Annotated in this window: 16 protein-coding genes and 2 tRNA genes; 12 read left to right on the top strand and 6 right to left on the bottom strand. The window is 58.9% G+C overall.

Annotated features, from left to right (window positions below; translation table 11 throughout):
* Positions 1-406: 406 nt before the first annotated feature.
* Positions 407-2,260 (top strand): biotin/lipoyl-containing protein, encoded by a 1,854-nt coding sequence (locus NFR47_RS01430; protein WP_251213792.1) that lies wholly within the window; start codon positions 407-409, stop codon positions 2,258-2,260.
* A 94-nt stretch (positions 2,261-2,354) separates the two neighbouring features.
* Positions 2,355-2,834 carry a large conductance mechanosensitive channel protein MscL gene (gene mscL, locus NFR47_RS01425; RefSeq protein ID WP_251213791.1) on the top strand — a complete coding sequence of 160 codons (480 nt, stop codon included), beginning with the start codon at positions 2,355-2,357 and terminating at the stop codon, positions 2,832-2,834.
* A gap of 61 nt (positions 2,835-2,895) precedes the next feature.
* On the opposite strand, the gene NFR47_RS01420 is transcribed toward mscL, so the two are convergent.
* On the bottom strand, positions 2,896-3,597 hold the full coding sequence (locus NFR47_RS01420) for a potassium channel family protein (protein ID WP_251213790.1): 702 nt from the start codon (positions 3,595-3,597) through the stop codon (positions 2,896-2,898).
* Between the two features lie 145 nt (positions 3,598-3,742).
* Here NFR47_RS01420 and NFR47_RS01415 point away from each other — a divergent pair.
* Positions 3,743-3,816: transfer RNA gene (locus tag NFR47_RS01415), tRNA-Met, on the top strand.
* Positions 3,817-3,859: 43 nt separating this feature from the next.
* Here NFR47_RS01415 and NFR47_RS01410 read toward each other — a convergent pair.
* A complete protein-coding gene (locus NFR47_RS01410) occupies positions 3,860-4,882 on the bottom strand; it encodes an AI-2E family transporter (RefSeq protein ID WP_251213789.1) in 1,023 nt (340 codons plus the stop codon).
* Positions 4,883-5,241: 359 nt separating this feature from the next.
* Here NFR47_RS01410 and NFR47_RS01405 point away from each other — a divergent pair, with 359 nt between their 5' ends.
* Entirely contained in the window at positions 5,242-8,502 is a 3,261-nt protein-coding gene (locus tag NFR47_RS01405) for a TonB-dependent receptor (protein WP_251213788.1), read from the top strand.
* Positions 8,503-8,601: 99 nt separating this feature from the next.
* On the opposite strand, the gene NFR47_RS01400 is transcribed toward NFR47_RS01405, so the two are convergent.
* The gene (locus NFR47_RS01400) at positions 8,602-9,189 is read right to left on the bottom strand and encodes an HAD family hydrolase (RefSeq protein WP_251213787.1); all 588 of its coding nucleotides are present in this window, start codon (positions 9,187-9,189) and stop codon (positions 8,602-8,604) included.
* A gap of 94 nt (positions 9,190-9,283) precedes the next feature.
* Between NFR47_RS01400 and ybaK the strand changes: the two genes are divergently transcribed.
* Positions 9,284-9,775 (top strand): Cys-tRNA(Pro) deacylase, encoded by a 492-nt coding sequence (gene ybaK / locus NFR47_RS01395; protein WP_251213786.1) that lies wholly within the window; start codon positions 9,284-9,286, stop codon positions 9,773-9,775.
* Between the two features lie 6 nt (positions 9,776-9,781).
* On the opposite strand, the gene NFR47_RS01390 is transcribed toward ybaK, so the two are convergent.
* The gene (locus tag NFR47_RS01390; protein ID WP_251213785.1) at positions 9,782-10,513 is read right to left on the bottom strand and encodes a TspO/MBR family protein; all 732 of its coding nucleotides are present in this window, start codon (positions 10,511-10,513) and stop codon (positions 9,782-9,784) included.
* A gap of 283 nt (positions 10,514-10,796) precedes the next feature.
* Between NFR47_RS01390 and miaA the strand changes: the two genes are divergently transcribed.
* The 7 genes from miaA to NFR47_RS01355 all read left to right on the top strand — a co-directional run bounded on the left by miaA (position 10,797) and on the right by NFR47_RS01355 (position 16,017).
* Positions 10,797-11,702 (top strand): tRNA (adenosine(37)-N6)-dimethylallyltransferase MiaA, encoded by a 906-nt coding sequence (miaA, locus tag NFR47_RS01385; protein WP_251213784.1) that lies wholly within the window; start codon positions 10,797-10,799, stop codon positions 11,700-11,702.
* A gap of 24 nt (positions 11,703-11,726) precedes the next feature.
* The gene (locus NFR47_RS01380; protein ID WP_251213783.1) at positions 11,727-13,010 is read left to right on the top strand and encodes a BaiN/RdsA family NAD(P)/FAD-dependent oxidoreductase; all 1,284 of its coding nucleotides are present in this window, start codon (positions 11,727-11,729) and stop codon (positions 13,008-13,010) included.
* 2 nt (positions 13,011-13,012) lie between these two features.
* Entirely contained in the window at positions 13,013-13,525 is a 513-nt protein-coding gene (locus NFR47_RS01375) for a hypothetical protein (protein WP_251213782.1), read from the top strand.
* Positions 13,522-14,073 (top strand): cob(I)yrinic acid a,c-diamide adenosyltransferase, encoded by a 552-nt coding sequence (locus NFR47_RS01370; protein WP_251213781.1) that lies wholly within the window; start codon positions 13,522-13,524, stop codon positions 14,071-14,073. Before NFR47_RS01375 ends, NFR47_RS01370 begins: the two co-directional genes overlap by 4 nt.
* Positions 14,074-14,227: 154 nt before the next feature.
* On the top strand, positions 14,228-14,449 hold the full coding sequence (locus NFR47_RS01365) for a DUF2795 domain-containing protein (RefSeq protein ID WP_019150042.1): 222 nt from the start codon (positions 14,228-14,230) through the stop codon (positions 14,447-14,449).
* 213 nt (positions 14,450-14,662) lie between these two features.
* Complete coding sequence (locus tag NFR47_RS01360) at positions 14,663-15,598, top strand: transcription antitermination protein NusB (RefSeq protein ID WP_251213780.1); 936 nt, start codon at positions 14,663-14,665, stop codon at positions 15,596-15,598.
* 8 nt (positions 15,599-15,606) lie between these two features.
* Positions 15,607-16,017: a DUF1573 domain-containing protein gene (locus NFR47_RS01355; RefSeq protein WP_251213779.1), complete on the top strand. Its 411-nt coding sequence runs from the start codon at positions 15,607-15,609 to the stop codon at positions 16,015-16,017.
* An 18-nt stretch (positions 16,018-16,035) separates the two neighbouring features.
* Here the strand turns inward: NFR47_RS01355 and NFR47_RS01350 are convergent, their stop codons facing one another.
* Positions 16,036-16,620, bottom strand: a complete 585-nt coding sequence (locus tag NFR47_RS01350; protein ID WP_251213778.1) for a YdeI/OmpD-associated family protein — start codon at positions 16,618-16,620, stop codon at positions 16,036-16,038.
* Between the two features lie 72 nt (positions 16,621-16,692).
* Positions 16,693-16,765, bottom strand: a tRNA-Lys gene (locus tag NFR47_RS01345).
* Between the last annotated feature and the right edge of the window lie 19 nt (positions 16,766-16,784).

Genomic DNA, 16,784 nt, shown 5'->3' with positions numbered 1-16,784 from the left:
TAAGAATTAAGAATTAAGAATTAAGAATTAAGAATTAAGAATTAAGAATTAAGAATTAAGAATTAAGAATTAAGAATTAAGAATGTCTGTCGCTAACCTTTTATTTGTCATTCTGAGCGCAGCGAACTGACGAACGAAGTATGAGCAAAGACTATCGCATAGGCTTTGCCATACGAGGAGGAAGAAAATAAGCGCAGCGCCATTAAACATCTGTTTTTTGGATGCGCCGCTCTGCTCAACATGGCATTGTTTGGATTGCCAAAGATACGAATTCTTGTGCATAGTGGAAGCCTGTGCGGCGAAAAAACCGCGGGGATAATTGGAAAGTAGCGCCCGATTGTGTATTTTTGCGCCGTCCGGAAAGTTCCGCGAGTTCCGGACCGAAAACATTCAAACCATAGAAATTATGGCCAAAAAACTCAAAATCAGAGACCTTACGTTGCGCGACGGCCAGCAGTCGTCGTTCGCGACCCGCATGAATCAGGAACAAATCGACCGCTGTCTGCCTTACTACAAGGACGCGAACTTCTATGCCATGGAGGTGTGGGGCGGCGCCGTGCCCGATTCGGTGATGCGTTATCTGAACGAAAATCCCTGGACCCGTCTGGAGACCATACACAAGGCTGTGGGCAAGGTGTCGAAGCTGACCGCCCTGTCGCGTGGCCGCAATCTGTTCGGCTATTCGCCCTACACGGACGAAATCATCGACGGATTCTGCCGCAACGCCATCGAGAGCGGGTTGGGCATCATGCGTATTTTCGATGCGCTGAACGACGTGGACAACGTGAAGTCGACGATAAAATATGTGAAGCAGTACGGCGGTATCGCCGACTGTGCCGTATGCTATACGGTCGACCCGAAATATCCGGAACCGGGTTTCTGGCAGAAGCTCATGGGCAAGAAGAAGCCCGCTCCCGTCTTCACCGACGCCTATTTCCTGGACAAGGCCAAGCAGATGGCCGAACTGGGCGCCGACATGATTACCATCAAGGACATGTCGGGATTGATTCCGCCGCGCCGCGTGGCTACGCTGGTGAAGCTGTTCAAGCAGCATCTTTCGATTCCGGTCGATTTCCATACCCACTGCACGCCCGGTTACGGCCTGGCTTCGGTCCTGGCGGCCATCATCGCCGGGGTCGACGTGGTGGATACCAACTGCTGGTATTTCGCCGAGGGTACGGGCGCTCCGGCTATCGAGCTGGTTTACGTGTTCTGCAAGAAGCTGGGCATCGACCTGGGTGTCAACATGGAAGCCGTAGCGCAAATCAACACCCAGCTGCGTGAAATCCGCAAGGAGCTGAACCGGTCGGTATTCGGCACGGAGAAACCCGAGCCGAAGCCGTTCAACCCGCTCACGGACAAGCTGCCTGCGGAAATCGACGCGCTGTTCGACGAGGCTATCCGCGCTGCCAAGGCCGACGACGAAGCCGCGACGATCGACGCATGCCGCAAAATCGAAGCCTACTTCGGATTCCCGGCGCCCAACGAGCTGGTACAGAAAGCCGAAATCCCGGGTGGCATGTACTCCAACATGGTGGCCCAGCTTCAGCAGCTCAAGGCCGAGGAAATCCTGCCCCGCGCAATGGAGCTGATTCCCTCGGTGCGCCTGTCGGCAGGTCTTCCGCCGCTGGTGACGCCGACTTCGCAGATCGTGGGGGCGCAGGCAGTCAACTGCGCGCTCGACGAAAAGGCCGGACGCCCGATGTACACCAACAAGAGCTCGCAGTTCGTCGGGCTGGTGAAAGGCGAATACGGCAAGACGCCCGTGGAAATCGACCCTGAATTCCGGTTCAAGATTTGCGGCGTGCGCGAGGAGACTCCCTACGACACCTCGAAATACCAGATGCAGCCCAATCCCGAACTGCCCGAGGCAGGCGGTGCGAAGCTGGCCGCTACGGAGAAGGAAGTGCTGTTGCTGGAGCTGTTCCCGCTGGTAGCCAAGAAGTTCCTGACCGATATGAAGGTGAAGGCCTACGAAGCCAAGAAGGCGGCCGAGCCCAAACCCGAAGCGCCGAAAGCCGAGGCCAAGCCGGCACCCGCATTTACGGGCAACACGGTGAACGCACCGCTGCCGGGCCGTATCATCGAAGTGCTGGTCAAGGTCGGCGACACGGTCAGCGCGGACGACGAAGTGGTGGTGCTCGAAGCCATGAAGATGGAGAACTCCATCACGACCGACTATGCCGGCAAGGTGACGCGGATTCTGGTCGAACCGGGCCAGACCGTGCCGACCGACGCCGTGCTGGTGGAAATCGAATAGGGGACCTATCCTCGATAACCGAAAATCGGGTGCGGAAAAGCGATTTTCTGCACCCGATTTGCTATGACGGAAGAAGTCAAAAACAGAGACCGTTATGGCTTTTTTCAAAGAATTCAAGGAATTCGCCCTCAAGGGCAATGTCATGGACATGGCCGTGGGCGTAATCATCGGCGGCGCGTTCGGCAAGATCGTCTCGTCGCTGGTGGACGACATTCTGATGCCCCCGATAGGCGCCTTGTTGGGCAACACCGATTTCTCGCGGCTGCGCATCGACATTTCGCGCGTGCGCGACGTGACGTCCAACGCGGTGCACAGCGTGGGCAGCCTGGTGTCGAAAGGGGGTGGCGATGCGGCTGCGCAGACCGCGGCGGCGGAACCGATTTACTGGAACTACGGCGCGTTCATCCAACAATGCGTGGACTTCACGATTCTGGCGCTGTGCGTCTTTCTGATAGTGAAGCTCATGAACAAGCTGATCCGCAAGCGGGCGGCGGTTCCGGTGCCCGAACCGGCCCCGACGAAAGAGGAGCTTCTGCTGCGTGAAATCCGCGACCTGCTCAAGGAACGGAAGTAGGGCAGACGCAAAAAAAGAGACGGAACGAATTCCGTCTCTTTTTTGTTGGTGCAGGGGCCGATTATTGGTCGAGCTCCTTTCTGTGGGTGTATTGCTGAAGGACGTAGGTGGTGAAGATGGGGAAGAACATCATGCCGAGCGAGGGCAGCAGAACGCAGAATATCTTGCCGATGGCGGTGACGGGGAAGATTTCGGCACCGACGGTGGTGACGTTCATCCAGGCCCACCAGAGCGCGTTGCCGAAGCCGTGGAGCTTGGGGTTGACGCCCGATTCGTACTCGAAGAAGACGAGCGCCGAGATGTAGGTGAAGACCACGACCGTGAAGATATAGGCAATCAGCAGACGCCGCACCTTGTTGTCGCTGGTGAGCCACCGCACGATGATGACCATGGCCAGCAGCGCCCGCAGCACGGGGAGCAGTCCGACGACCATGCCCCAGTCGCGCGTGACCGCGATGCCGCACCAGCCGAGGATGTTGAGCCACGGGATGGAGATGAGGAGGAAAAGCAGGTTGCGCCAGAAGTAGCGGCCTTTCTGCGGCGCGGAAGCCCACTCGGCGAAGAAATCGAGCAGGAAGACGACGCAGACCGCGAGCTGGATGCCGAGGTAGAAATCGGAAAAGCGCGTGCCGCTGCCGCCGATGACCTCCCACGACAAAGCCACGAGCAGGACCAGGCCGGCGATGACGGCCAGCGTTGCGAGCGTGCCGCGCAGCCCTTCGTTGCGGGCGGGCGTATGGGGCAACTGTTTCTGTCTGTTCATAATAAGTCTTTTTTTTGAACTTTCTGCCCCTGCTGCGGACAAAATCGGTGCCAAAGGAGGGCGCGGAAATTTTTCGGCGATTTTCCCGCAAAAGATTTTGCACGAACGGATTTTTCGCTTATCTTTGCACTCGCTTTCGAGCCATGGCGGGATAGCTCAGCTGGTTAGAGCGCATGATTCATAATCATGAGGTCGAGAGTTCAAGTCTCTCTCCCGCTACGAAAAGGAGTTGCAGTGTCGCAGCTCCTTTTTTTGTTGCAGGTTACGAAGGTTCTTTGTAATGCCCTTCGAGGTAACCTTTCTTGAAGAGGTCGACGCAGAAGATGAACATGGCCAGCATCAGAGGGCCGAAGATCACCCCCATGAACCCGAACAGCGACAGGCCGATGAACACGCCGAAGATGGTGACGAGCGGATGGGTGTCGGCCAGCTTTTTCTGCATGACGAACCGCACCACGTTGTCGACGTGGGTAACGACGATTATGCCGTAGGCGCAGAGCCCGATGGCCGCGCCCCAGCTGCCGTCGAGCGCCATGTAGGCCGCCAGCGGCAGCCATACGAGCCCGGTGCCGATGATGGGGATGATGGTGGCGAAGCAGGTGACCACGCCCCAGAACAGCGGGCTGGGCGCTCCGAAAATCAGATAGCCCGCGTAGGCGACGATGCCTTGCACGATGGCCAGCAGCGGGATGCCGATGGCGTTGGAGCGGACTATCATGCGGATTTCGCGCATGACCTTGCGCCCGGTCGTGCGGTTGAATGGCAGCATTTCGCGCATGTACTCCTCCATCCGGCAGCCGCCTATCAACATGAAATAGAGTACGAAAAGCAGCACGACCAGGTTGATGGCGAAGTCGGCGATGCTCTTGACTATCCATTGCCCGATTTTGGGCAGGCAGGCCAGCAGCGACTGGAGGTTGTCCTCCTGCCAGAGGTCGTAGCCGGTGCGCTGGCGGACCAGTTCGGCAGCGTGGCGGAGCGGTGTGACGACCGACTGCGGGTCGAGCGTAATGTGCTGGATGCGGACGACGAGCATCCAGATGACCAGGCTGACGGGAATCAGAAACAGGAAGACGGCTTCGGCCATCAGCAGCGACGCGGCTGCGCTCCGCCGCCAATGTTTCCGCTCGGAGAGGTACCACATCTGTCCCCGCAGCAGCACGTAGATGGTGACCGCGCCGAGCAGGCCGCCCAGAAACGGGGTCAGCTTGACGAAAATCGTGACGCCGAGGCCCACGATGAGTGCGAAAAGCGAATAACGCCAGTATTTTTCCCGGAATGACATAGCCGCGACGCGAACAAGGAGCGTGCCGCAGCGCAGTCCGGGGCAAAATAGTGATAAATTGTTGATAACCTTTTCGCATGCTCTGTTCCGTCGCGTGGATAATCGGGTTATATTTGCACCATGAAATCGTCGGATTCAATTCTTTTCGCTTCGGGTTTGCGTTACGGCAAATATCGGTCGGCAGGGAAGAACATGCGCGTTCGACAGCGACAGCGAGGCGGCCTGCGTCCGTCCGAAAATACCGGCAAGGGGAGATTCCATGGGGGAATTTCCCCTTGTTGCTTTTTGGGAACGACTGCCCGGAACCCGCTGGCGAATCCCTTACGGAACAACCCTATTATTCACTAAAATTTCAGCGTATGAAGAAACTTTTGCTTTCGATGTTCTCCCTTTTCGCTGCCGGCGCGCTCTTCGCGCAGGTGACGACTTCGGGACTGAACGGTACGGTGACCGACCAGGCGGGCGAGCCGCTGGTGGGTGCCACCGTCATCGCCGTGCATACCCCGTCGGGTACGCAGTACGGTACGGTGAGCGACATCCACGGTCGCTACAACATGCAGGGCCTGCGGCCCGGGGGGGGGTATATGGTGACTTTCTCCTATGTGGGTTATCAGAGCGTGGAGTTCACGGGACTGACGTTGGCGCTGGGCGAGACGCTCAAGCGCGATGCCTATCTGCGTGACAGCCAGGAGCTCGAAGCCGTGGTCGTGGTGGGCGACGGTGCCAACAGCTCGATGAACATCAACCGGGCGGGTGCCGTGACCAGCATCACCAGCGACCAGATGGACCTGCTTCCGTCGGTGAGCCGCAGCATGAACGACGTCATGAAGCTGACGCCGCAGGCTTCTTCGACGACTTCGGGTCTGGCCATCGGCGGCGGTAACTACCGCCAGTCCTACGTGACGGTCGACGGTGCGTCGTTCAACAACATGTTCGGCATTGGCGGTAACCTGCCTGCGGGCGGTTCGCCCATTTCGCTGGATGCGTTGGAGCAGGTTTCGGTCTCCGTGACGCCGTTCGACGTTCGCCAGAGCGGTTTCACGGGCGGTGCCATCAATGCCGTTACGAAGTCGGGTACCAACGACCTGAAAGTGTCGGTTTACGACTATTACAAGAGCGACGCGTGGACAGGTTCGCGCTACAAGGACATGGGCAAACTTTCGCTGAGCGAGAATATGAGCAATACGCTCGGCGTGTCGGTCGGCGCTCCGATTGTGAAGAACAAGCTGTTCGTCTTCGCCAACTTCGAGTACGAGTGGAACAAGACCCCGGGTACGACCCGGCTGGCCCGCACCGACGAAGAACAGGCTTGGGGCAACTCGTCGCAGTACAACCGCCCGACGGTCGAGCAGATGGAGGCGATCAAGAATTTCCTCAGCGAGAAGTTCGGCTACGACCCCGGCCGCTATGCCGACTATTCGGTGCGGGTTCCCAACTGGAAGCTGATGGCCCGCGTCGACTGGAACATCGCGCAGAACCATGCGCTCAACGTGCGTTTCAGCACCACGAAAAACAAGTATTCGGCAAGTCCTTCAAGCTCGATTAGCCCGCTGAGTAGTTCGGTCTACGACCGCAACAACGCCGGCCGCGGTTCGTACAGCGCCCTTTGCTTCGAGAGTTCGCGTTACTATCAAGAGCAGAATTTCACGTCGGTGGCGGCCGAGCTCAACTCGCGTTTCCTGGACGGCAACCTGACCAATACCCTGCGTTACACCTACTCGCACCAGAATGAACCGCGCAGCTACGAGGGCAATCTTTTCCCTACGGTCGACATTCTGGAGGACAACAAGCTCTACACGACTTTCGGTCTCGATCCTTTCACCTACGGCAACTTGCGCGAGGTTAGTTCGCACATCGTGACGGACGAAGTGGGTTACATGACGGGCATCAACCGCTTTACGTTCGGCTACCAGTTCGAGCACGACAGCACCAAGAACGGGTACATGCCGGGCGGTGCCGGCTACTATGTATATAATTCGTGGGACGATTTCGTCAACGATGCCGCACCCCGCGCCTTTGCCATCACCCACGCCAACCGGACCGACCTCAAGCAGGTGTATCCGTCGTTCAACTACATGCAGCATTCAATCTATGCGCAGGACGAGCTGTCGATCAGCAGCCGTTTCAAAGCCACCATCGGTCTGCGTCTGGAAATTCCGGTCTATCCTTCCATCGCCGGCAATGAAAATGCCGAGTTCACCCAGCTTTTCGCCGACAAGGGCGGTTACAAGACTTCCGACATGCCCAAGGCCCGCGTGAACTTCTCGCCTCGTTTCGGTTTCAACTGGGACATGACCGGCGAGCGCAAGTACATCCTGCGCGGAGGTACGGGTATCTTCACGGGCCGTCTGCCTTTCGTGTGGATCGTGTCGGCCGTGGGCAACAGCAACTGCATGCAGGCCCAGACGATTATGAACCCGGGCGACAAGGGGTTGGAAAATCTCAAGTTCGATCCCTCCATCAGCGGTATTCTCGAGAATATCTACGGCGGTGAGTTCACACAGCAGGCTCTGCCCGCACCTCAGTCGACGACCATCATGGACAAGCATCTGAAGATGCCGTCGACATGGAAATCGTCGTTGGCGCTGGACATGAAGCTCCCGGGCGGTGTGAACTTCAATATCGAGGGCATCTATAACAAGGACATCAATTCGGTCGCCGTGGCTAAGTTGGGCCAGGTGGAGGTCGACGGCGGCATTCAGTTGCCGGGCGAACCCGAAGCCCGCACGTTGTGGAAGTCGGAAGGCATCAAGAACTCCGCAGGCCGCAACGTCACCCCTTATCTGATTCGCAATGCAGGCATCGACGGCTACTATGCTTCGGTTACGGCCCAGCTTTCCAAGACGTGGAATTTCGGTCTTTCGGTCAACGCCGCCTATACTTTCGCTTCGTCGAAGAACGTGATCGACGGTATCGGCGACCAGGTGACCTCGGCCTACAATACCAACACGTTCAACCGCAACGGCTCGAACGTTCCGGAGTTGGGTTATTCGTCCTACGTGTCGCCCCACCGTATTCTGGTCAACATCGGCTATCGCCTGACGGCGCCCAAGTCGGCTACCAGCTTCGGCCTTTTCTACGAGGCTTACCGCCTGGGGTACATCGGGAATTACTCCTATTCGCGCTATTCCTATACGATGTATGTCCGGAGCGGCAATTACCAGGATCCTGTTACCAACGATGGGGGTGCCGTGAACCTGCTTTACATTCCGACCCGTCAGCAGCTCGATGCGATGACTTTCTCGTCGGAGGAGAACAAGGAGGCTTACTGGCAGTTCATCAACAACGACGATTATCTCTCGAAGCACATCGGTGAGTACAGCAAGCGCGGCGGTGCCGTGATGCCGTGGCATCATACGCTCAACTTCAAGTTTGCGCACGACTTCTATTTCAACATCAAGGGCAAGCGCAACGCGCTGACCGTGGGCGTCGATGTGAACAACATCGCCAACCTCATCAACCGCAACTGGGGCAACGTGGAGCAGATCAGTTCCAGCCAGATTCTGGAGTACAACAAGAACGATCAGATTTATACTTTCCACCAGCCCAAATGGTCGACCAAGGCCAGCACGGCTTCCACATGGTCGGCTCTGCTCAGCATCCGTTACACGTTCAACTAAATCCTCCGGGATTTCATACAAGAGAGACCTGCTCAAAAGGCAGGTCTCTTTTTGTTGCGGGGCAGAAAGTCCGCTGTCGGTTCATTGCGCACCGACGGCCTACAGCAGCATTCCGCGCAGGGTCCGGCAGGTGGTTTCGGGATGGTGCGCATCGAAAAGCTGTCCGCGGATGCCGAGTTCTTCGGCCGCGGCGATGTTGCACGGGCGGTCGTCGACAAAGAGCGTCTGCGCCGGGTCGAGCCCGTAGCGTTCGAGCAGGATGCGGTATATCTGCGGTTCGGGCTTCACCGTATGTTCTTCGCACGAAATCACTTCGCCGTCGAAAAGCCCGTAGACCGGGAAGCGGCGCAGGAAGTCGATGAATTCGCGCGACATGTTGGAGAGGACGTATAGTTTGTATCCCGCCGCCTTGAGGTCGCGAATCAGTTCTTCGGTGGGTTTCACGGGTTCCTGGATGTCGATGGAGCGGCGCAGGAACTCCTCGCATTTGGGACGCGGGCAGTCGTGCATCGTGCACAGCGTCTCCACCACTTCGTCCCACGCCGAGGTGCCCCGGTCGTACTCTTCCCAGAAGCGGGGCAGCCGTTCCGAGCGGATGAAGTCGAAAAAGTCGATGAATTCCTGCGAACATTTGTTCCGGTCGCGCGCGAAAAGCACGCCGCCCAAGTCGAAAACGATGTTTTTCATACGGCAAAGGTAGTGAAAAATTTCTCGGACCCGGTGGCGCGGTGTGTGTTTCTGCGGAATTAGCCGTACCTTTGCGCCGCAAACTTCCGGAACCATGAACCGTGCGAAGATAGAAAAGACCAACGCCGCCCGCCTGCTCGACCGGGCCGGAATCGCCTATGAGCTGGTGCCGTATGCGGTCGACGAGGAGCATCTGGCGGCGACGCATGTGGCCGAGCAGCTCGGCGAGCCTATCGGGAGCGTGTTCAAAACGCTGGTCCTGCGGGGCGACCGGTCGGGGCTTTTCGTCTGCGTGGTTCCCGGCGACCACGAGGTCGACCTCAAGGCGGCGGCCCGGGTCTCGGGCAACAAGAAGGCCGAGTTGATTCCCATGAAGGAGCTGCTGCCCTCGACGGGTTATATCCGGGGCGGCTGTTCGCCCGTCGGCATGAAGAAAGCGCTGCCGACGTTCATCCATGCCACGGCTCTCGGACAGCCGTTCATCTACATAAGCGCAGGGGTGCGCGGCTTGCAGCTGAAGCTTGCGCCGCAGGACCTCATCGCCTTTGTCCGCGCTTCGGTGGCCGAACTCAGCCGCCCGATGTAGCGCGCGTCAGATGCCCGGGCCGTTCAGCGCCAGAATCCGGGCGTTGAGATAGGTGGCGTAGAGAATCCAGACCAGATAGGGGACGAACAGCCAGGCCGCGTCGCGCCGGATGCGGTAGCTGTGGGCGATGTAGAGCATCACCAGTGCGTCCAGGGAGACGATACCGATCATCCCCAAAAGCGGACTGCGCGCCACGAAGAAAAGGATGCTCCATAGGAAATTGAATCCCAGCTGAATGCCCCATATCGTCATCACTTCGCCGCGGTTGCCTGCGGGCGCGGTCAGAATGCGGCCCGCCGAAATGCCCATCAGCAGATAGAGAACGCCCCACACGATAGGGAAAAGGATGTTCGGCGGCGTGGCTGCCGATTTCAGCAGGGTGGGGTACCACTCCGTGATAGAATCGCGCTGAAGCCATCCCGCGAGGGCTCCCAGCGCCAGACACAGCAGCGTCGGCAGGACGTAGGCCCAAATCCGGTATGCGGTGCTTCGCTGCGGTTTCAGGGCCGCGGGTGCGGATTTCCGGCCGTGGCGGTATTCGAGCAGGACGGGCAGCAGCACCGGCAGGGTCCTGATGCCCGTCCGGAGTGCCCGGTTGGTATGTTTGTGCCCCAGCAGACACAGCGTGGCCGTCGCCGCACCGATGCCTGCGAGCAGATAGAATGCCGAACGGAGGATCGGCTGCGGACCTTTTGCGGAGGGGGTCTCCGCGGCCGTCGGTTGTTGCTCCGGTTTCATTTTTCGTGCGTTTTTTCGGCCTGCCGCGCAAAAAAGGTGCCGCGCTTGGGCTCGGGGTAGTACGGAAAGTCCGCAGCGGGGTATGAAAAATAGCTCCGGTCTTTGCCGAAGATAGGCTGCATTTCGGCAAGGCTCAAAATAAATTTGGCATTGCTCTCGACTTGCGCTATCTTTGGCTTCGCCCAAAATACTTTGTCCCGTACATGGAGATTTGAAAAATACCTTTCACCTTTTACTTTATTTATCGTATCTTTGTCTTTCTTTGACGGAAGATTTGCAACCCATGAAACCGAAACTCATAGCCATCGTCGGAACCAACGCCTCGGGCAAGAGCGCCGTGGGGATCGAGTTGGCGCGGCGCTACGGCGGCGAAATCGTCTCGGCCGATTCGCGGCAGATACTGCGCGGCTACGACCTTTGCTCGGGCAAGGTGACGGCCGGGGAGCGGCAGGCCGTGCCGCACCACCTGCTCGACATAGCCGATGCCGGGACCTATTTCTCGCTCTCGGACTATCAGGCGCAGGCCTATGCCGCCATAGACGATATTCTCGGCCGGGGGAAACAGCCCTTTTTGGTAGGCGGAACAGGGCTCTATGTCAATGCCGTGGCCGACGGCTACGATTTGGTCGACGCCGGGCCCGACGGGCGGTTGCGCGAGCGGCTGGAGGCCATGACCGTTGCGGAGCTGGTGCAGCTGCTTCGTGAAAAATCCGGCGGGGTGCCCGATTTCCTCGACGTCAATAACAAGCGGCGGCTTGTGCGTGCGTGCGAAGTGGCGCTTTCGGGCCGTGAAATCGCGGCGACCCGGGCCCGCAGTCCGCGTTACGACGTGCTGAAAATCGGGGTTACGTGGGAGCGGCCCTTCCTGCAGCAGCGGATAGCCGAGCGCCTGCGCATCCGCTTGGAGCAGGGCATGATCGACGAGGTGCGGCAGGGGCTCGAAGCGGGCGTCAGCTACGAAGCCTTTTACAACCTCGGGCTCGAATACCGTTTTATCGCGCGCTATCTGAACAACGAATTCGACAGCTACGACGAGTTCGTCGAGAAATTAGGAATCGCCATCGGTCAGTTCGCCAAACGGCAGATGACCTGGTTTCGCAAGGACGCTTCGATTCACTGGCTCGACATGCACGGCGATGCGGTGGCGCAGGCTTCGGAGCGTATCGACGCGTTTCTCCGGGGCGAGTGATTCGTCAGAACGACTTTTATGAATATGGAAACCGATATAAAACAGCCCGCCGAACGGCAGCCCTACGACGTCATCGTCGTCGGGGCGGGGGCCGCGGGCATGATGGCCGCAGGAACTGCGGCGCGCAGTGGCAAACGGGTGCTGCTGCTGGAGAAAATGGAGAAGTCGGGCCGCAAGGTCCGCATTTCGGGCAAGGGTCGCTGCAACGTGACCAATGCCCGTCCGCCCGAGGAATTCGCCCGGCAGATACGCACCAACGCCGAGTTTTTCGCTCCGGCTTTCGCCGAGTTCAACAACCGGGCGACCATCCGCTTCTTCGAGCGGCAGGGGGTCAAACTCGACACCGAGCGCGGCGAGCGTGTCTTTCCGCGCAGCGGCAAGGCGTGGGACATCGCCAATGCGCTGCTCGAATATTGCGTCGACAACGGGGTGCGAATCATGTACGATACCCGGGTGACGGCCGTGCTGACCCTCGGCAGCCGGGTCTACGGCGTGCGCTACAGGAACAAGCGCGGTTTCGAGCGCAAGGAGGAGTGCGAGCGGGTCATCCTCACGACCGGGGGCGTCTCCTATCCGGCGACCGGCTCCACGGGCGACGGCTACGCTTTCGCGGCCGACCTCGGCCATACGATAGAATCGCTGCGGCCGTCGCTCACGCCGCTCGTTACGTCGCATCCGCAGATGAAGTTTCTGCACGGGTTGTTGTTGCGGAATGTCCGCGCGGTGCTGTACGTCGACAACGAGGCGGTCCGCGAGGAGTTCGGCGAGCTGGGTTTTTCGGAGCGCGGAATCGAAGGGGCCGTCGCGTTGCGCGTGAGCCGCGATGCGGTCGATGCGCTGATCGAGCAGAAGCGGGTGAAGCTCGTTGTCGATTTGAAACCTGCCCTGACCGAGGAGATACTGCGCGAGCGCATCGCCCGCGAGCGGGCCGAAATGGAGCCGACCGAATTCTTCGGCGAGCTGCTGCGCAAGCTGGTTCCCAAGGCGCTGGTCATGCCGCTGGCGCAGGAGGTCGACATCCATTCCAAGAATTACCTGTCGAAGCTGACCGACGCGGAGGTCGACCGATTGATCCGGACCCTCAAGGGGCTGACTTTCCCCATAACCGATTATGCGCCTTTCGAGTTCGCCGTGACGACGGCCGGGGGCGTGCGGTGCGACGAGGTGAATCCCTATACGATGGAATCGCGCAAGGTCCAGGGGCTTTATTTCGCGGGCGAGGTGCTCGACCTCGACGCCAATACGGGCGGCTACAACCTTCAGATCGCCTTTTCGACCGGACGGCTGGCCGGCATGCTGAAAAAGTAGGGATGGGTTCGGCTGGACATCGTTTCGGGCAGCGATTGGCGGAGCGGCTGGCGGCCGTCCGCAGCAGGTTCGTGCGGGCGCGGCATTTCCGCGGCCACGGTGTCCATTCGCCTTTCGTCTATGCGCTCGTGCGCGAGGTTTTCATGCGGTCGGCGCTCATGCCGGGTGACCGGGCGCTTTTCCGGGCCTTGCGGGAATCCGGCGTCGCCGAACGTCCGGCCGTGCAGTTGCAGAATCTTGCCATTCACGAGGGATACCGGGCGTTCGGGCTGAACCGGGCCGAGGGCGAATTGTATGTGCTGACGCGTGAACTTCCGCATGCCGAGGTGCTCGCGCTGGTCGGGCGTGCGGCCGAAACAGGGGCTGCGGTGGCCGTGCTGGAACCTTGCCGGGGCCGCGAGCGGCAGTTGCTTTGTCGGCAGCTCGTGGCGGCGCACGGTTCCACGTCGGTCGATAACCGGGCATGTTTGTTGCTGTTCAACAACCGTTTGCCGAAACAACATTTTATGTTATGAAGGTATATACCAAGACGGGCGACCGGGGTACGACCTCGCTTATCGGGGGAGAACGGGTTTTCAAGACCGATTCGCGGGTGGAAGCCTACGGTTCGGTCGACGAGCTGGCGTCTTTCGTGGCCCTGCTGGCCGACCGCCTGCGCGGGGACGCGGAGTTGGCGGAGCGTTGCGACGAGCTGAACCGCATTCTGTCGCGGCTGATGACGGTCGAGGCCCTGCTGGCCGTGGGCGAGGGTGGTCGCGACAAGGTGCAGCCGCTGGATCCCGCCTGCACCGAATGGCTGGAAAACCGCATCGACGCCATGCAGGCGGCGCTTCCGGCTATCGACAAGTTCACGTTGCCGGGCGGCCATCCCGCTGTGTCGCTCTGCCACGTTTGCCGGACCGTGTGCCGCCGGGCCGAGCGCGCCGCGCTGCGGGCCGACCAGGAGTTCGGGGTCGACGTCTCGGCGCTGGTGTGGCTGAACCGCCTGTCGGACTATTTCTATCTGCTCGGGCGTACCTTGACGGTCCGTTTCCGGGTCGAGGAGGTGCTGTGGATTCCTTGATTCGGCCGGCGCGCCGGGTGCTGTTCGGTGCATCTCCGGTGAAAAATCTTTGTTTTTATCGTTTTTTTTATATTTTTGCAAATCGCCCGTCATGCAGTTCGCATGCGCGAGCGGTGCAACTTGTTGATTGAATGAATTCTAAAGACTGATAACTATGTACTGGACACTTGAATTGGCCTCGAAGCTCGAGGATGCGCCCTGGCCCGCAACCAAGGAGGAGCTCATCGACTACGCCGTGCGTTCGGGGGCTCCGCTCGAGGTGCTCGAAAATTTGCAGGAGATCGAGGACGAGGGCGAAATCTACGAGTCTATCGAGGACATCTGGCCCGATTATCCTTCCAAGGACGATTTCTTCTTCAACGAGGAAGAATACTGATGGGGTTTACAACCGTCTGAATCCGAGTGCGGCCAGTCAGGGCCGCACTTGTTTTTTCGATAGGGGAGGGGCTAATCAAGGATGCTTTTTTGCGATGATACAACAGGCCGTTCGGTTGTCGGCAGGGGATTTTCCGGCAATAATTCTCGGCCGAACGTTTCCGAATCTTAATTTTTAATCGTATTTTTGCGGCCGTTCAAAACGTTCTCGTCTATGTTGAGCAGAAGATTGCTTCGTATAAAGGTCGCCAAGGCGCTGTTCGCGCACCTCAAGTCGGACGCCGACAACCTGATTGCTTCGGAAAAGACGCTTATGGCTTCCATCGACAAGTCGTACGATCTTTTCTTCCAGTTGCTGGCCCTGCCTGTCGAGCTGGTCCGTTATGCCCGTCAGCGGCAGGAGATCGCCAAGGCCAAGAAGCTGCCGACGTTCGAGGACCTCAATCCCAACATGCGGTTCGTCGACAACGCCGTCATCCGCATCATCGCCAACAGCGACGCCGTCAACGATTATCTGACGGTCCATAAGTTGGGGTGGGAGCGTCATCCCGATTTCATCCGCACGCTCTACGGGCAGTTGGTCGAAAGCGATTATTTCACCGATTACATGACGCAGCAGGACGCTTCGTTCGAGGCCGACCGGCGTTTCGTCGAGGACTTTTTCAAGGAGTTGCAGTGCTGCGAGGCGTTGGATACCGTGCTCGAGGAGATTTCGATCCTTTGGAGCGACGACCTGCCCTATATCTTGGTGTTGGTGCTGCGGTCGCTGGCTTCGCTGCGGTCCGCGCAGAGCGAGCTCAAGATTCCGTCCAAGTTCAAGAGCGACGACGACCCCGCTTTCGTCAAGACGCTGTTCGAGAAGTCGCTGGTCAATTACGACAAGTACCAGGATTATATCGAGAAGTTCACTTCCAATTGGGACGTCGAGCGCATCGTCTTCATGGACAACCTCATTATCGGCACCGCCATGGCCGAGCTCACCGAGTTCCCCTCCATTCCCGTCAAGGTCACGCTCGACGAGTGGATCGAAATCTCGAAGTATTATTCGACCCCGGGCAGCAGTACGTTCATCAACGGCGTGCTCGACAAAATCGTCGAATCGCTCACGGCCGAGGGGCGTATCAAGAAGTCCGGCCGCGGGTTGCTCTGAGACCTGCCATGTTCCGGGCCGCGATTCTCGTTTGTTTTTTGTTGGCGGCAGCCTGCACTTCCCGGCGCGCGTCGGTCGTCTCTCCACGGCGGACCGTCGTGCTGACCGATTCGGTGCTTCGCTGCGGCGGAAGCGATACCGTCCGGTTCGGGCGGCTGCATTCGGGCGAGGTGGGTGTGTCGCGCTTGTGGTTCGAGAACCGCACTTCGCGGCCTGTCGTTATCGTTTCTGTGACAAGGAGTTGCGGTTGTACTTCGCTTTCGTACGATGCCGCGCCGATTCGTTCCGGCGAGGTCCGGGCTGTCGAGGTGTCGTTCGATTCGCGCGGGGAGTTCGGCTGGCAGTTCAAGCGCGTCGACCTCTTTTTCGCAGGCTCCGCACAGCCTTTCCGGCTTTTCGCCGAAGCCGACGTCGAGTGATTTTGCGCGCCCGACCACTCAGGGTTCGGCCGTTGTCAGCCTTCCGTGGTCGTTCCACTCTCCGTACAGCGTGCCTTTCCGGGTGTTTTCGATGAATTTGTCGAGCCGGCTTCGGAACAGGGCAGGGCGCGCTTCTTTCAGATATTGAATCCGGTCTATGCGTACCCGCTTGTAGAGTTCCGGCAGCCGCTGGTAGTTCTCCCACAGCACAGGGTCGGATTGCAGTTCCCGTAAAATATCTTCGTCGACGGCGAATCCGTTTTCCGACATGTCGGGCCAGACCGCTCTGCCCGCTTCGGTCATCAGCCCGAGCCGTTCCAGCCGTCGGCACCGTTCTTTGTTCAGTTCCGTCCAGTTGCCCCGGGCTTTTCGGGGCGAGAGTTTCTGCACGGTTATCTCTTCGGCCGTTTTTTTGACGGTGCTGTCGATCCATCCGAAGCACAGCGCCTCTTCCACCGCATCGACGTACCAGAAAGTGCCGTCGTCTTTGGGTTTGCCGCGTTTCACCGCCACCCAGCATTCGCGTTCCGTCCGATGGTTCCGCATCAGCCATTCCCGCAGTTCGGTTCTCGATTTCGCTGTCAGAAGATTCTTGATTTCCATCGGGGTGCGCCGGCATACAAACTGAAATCGCCGCTATCGGTTGATTTACAACGTTTAGCGACGATTCTTCCGTGAACCCGCTGGGGCTCGAACCCAGGACCCCAACATTAAAAGTGTTGTGCTCTACCTGCTGAGCTACGGATTCTCCGTGTGCCAATCGGGGC

It is taken from the genome of Alistipes muris (assembly GCF_943193205.1).
GTDB lineage: Bacteria > Bacteroidota > Bacteroidia > Bacteroidales > Rikenellaceae > Alistipes > Alistipes muris.
This window is presented reverse-complemented; position numbering and strand designations above follow the sequence as displayed.

Excerpts from the sequence above, each read along its gene's own strand:
- NFR47_RS01355 (WP_251213779.1), top strand. The coding sequence starts at position 15,607 with ATGTTCCGGGCCGCGATTCTCGTTTGTTTTTTGTTGGCGGCAGCCTGC.
- NFR47_RS01370 (WP_251213781.1), top strand. The coding sequence starts at position 13,522 with ATGAAGGTATATACCAAGACGGGCGACCGGGGTACGACCTCGCTTATC.
- NFR47_RS01400 (WP_251213787.1), bottom strand. The coding sequence starts at position 9,189 with ATGAAAAACATCGTTTTCGACTTGGGCGGCGTGCTTTTCGCGCGCGAC.
- NFR47_RS01375 (WP_251213782.1), top strand. The coding sequence starts at position 13,013 with ATGGGTTCGGCTGGACATCGTTTCGGGCAGCGATTGGCGGAGCGGCTG.
- NFR47_RS01390 (WP_251213785.1), bottom strand. The coding sequence starts at position 10,513 with ATGAAACCGGAGCAACAACCGACGGCCGCGGAGACCCCCTCCGCAAAA.
- NFR47_RS01430 (WP_251213792.1), top strand. The coding sequence starts at position 407 with ATGGCCAAAAAACTCAAAATCAGAGACCTTACGTTGCGCGACGGCCAG.
- ybaK (WP_251213786.1), top strand. The coding sequence starts at position 9,284 with ATGAACCGTGCGAAGATAGAAAAGACCAACGCCGCCCGCCTGCTCGAC.
- NFR47_RS01380 (WP_251213783.1), top strand. The coding sequence starts at position 11,727 with ATGGAAACCGATATAAAACAGCCCGCCGAACGGCAGCCCTACGACGTC.
- NFR47_RS01350 (WP_251213778.1), bottom strand. The coding sequence starts at position 16,620 with ATGGAAATCAAGAATCTTCTGACAGCGAAATCGAGAACCGAACTGCGG.
- miaA (WP_251213784.1), top strand. The coding sequence starts at position 10,797 with ATGAAACCGAAACTCATAGCCATCGTCGGAACCAACGCCTCGGGCAAG.
- NFR47_RS01360 (WP_251213780.1), top strand. The coding sequence starts at position 14,663 with ATGTTGAGCAGAAGATTGCTTCGTATAAAGGTCGCCAAGGCGCTGTTC.
- NFR47_RS01365 (WP_019150042.1), top strand. The coding sequence starts at position 14,228 with ATGTACTGGACACTTGAATTGGCCTCGAAGCTCGAGGATGCGCCCTGG.
- NFR47_RS01420 (WP_251213790.1), bottom strand. The coding sequence starts at position 3,597 with ATGAACAGACAGAAACAGTTGCCCCATACGCCCGCCCGCAACGAAGGG.
- NFR47_RS01410 (WP_251213789.1), bottom strand. The coding sequence starts at position 4,882 with ATGTCATTCCGGGAAAAATACTGGCGTTATTCGCTTTTCGCACTCATC.
- mscL (WP_251213791.1), top strand. The coding sequence starts at position 2,355 with ATGGCTTTTTTCAAAGAATTCAAGGAATTCGCCCTCAAGGGCAATGTC.
- NFR47_RS01405 (WP_251213788.1), top strand. The coding sequence starts at position 5,242 with ATGAAGAAACTTTTGCTTTCGATGTTCTCCCTTTTCGCTGCCGGCGCG.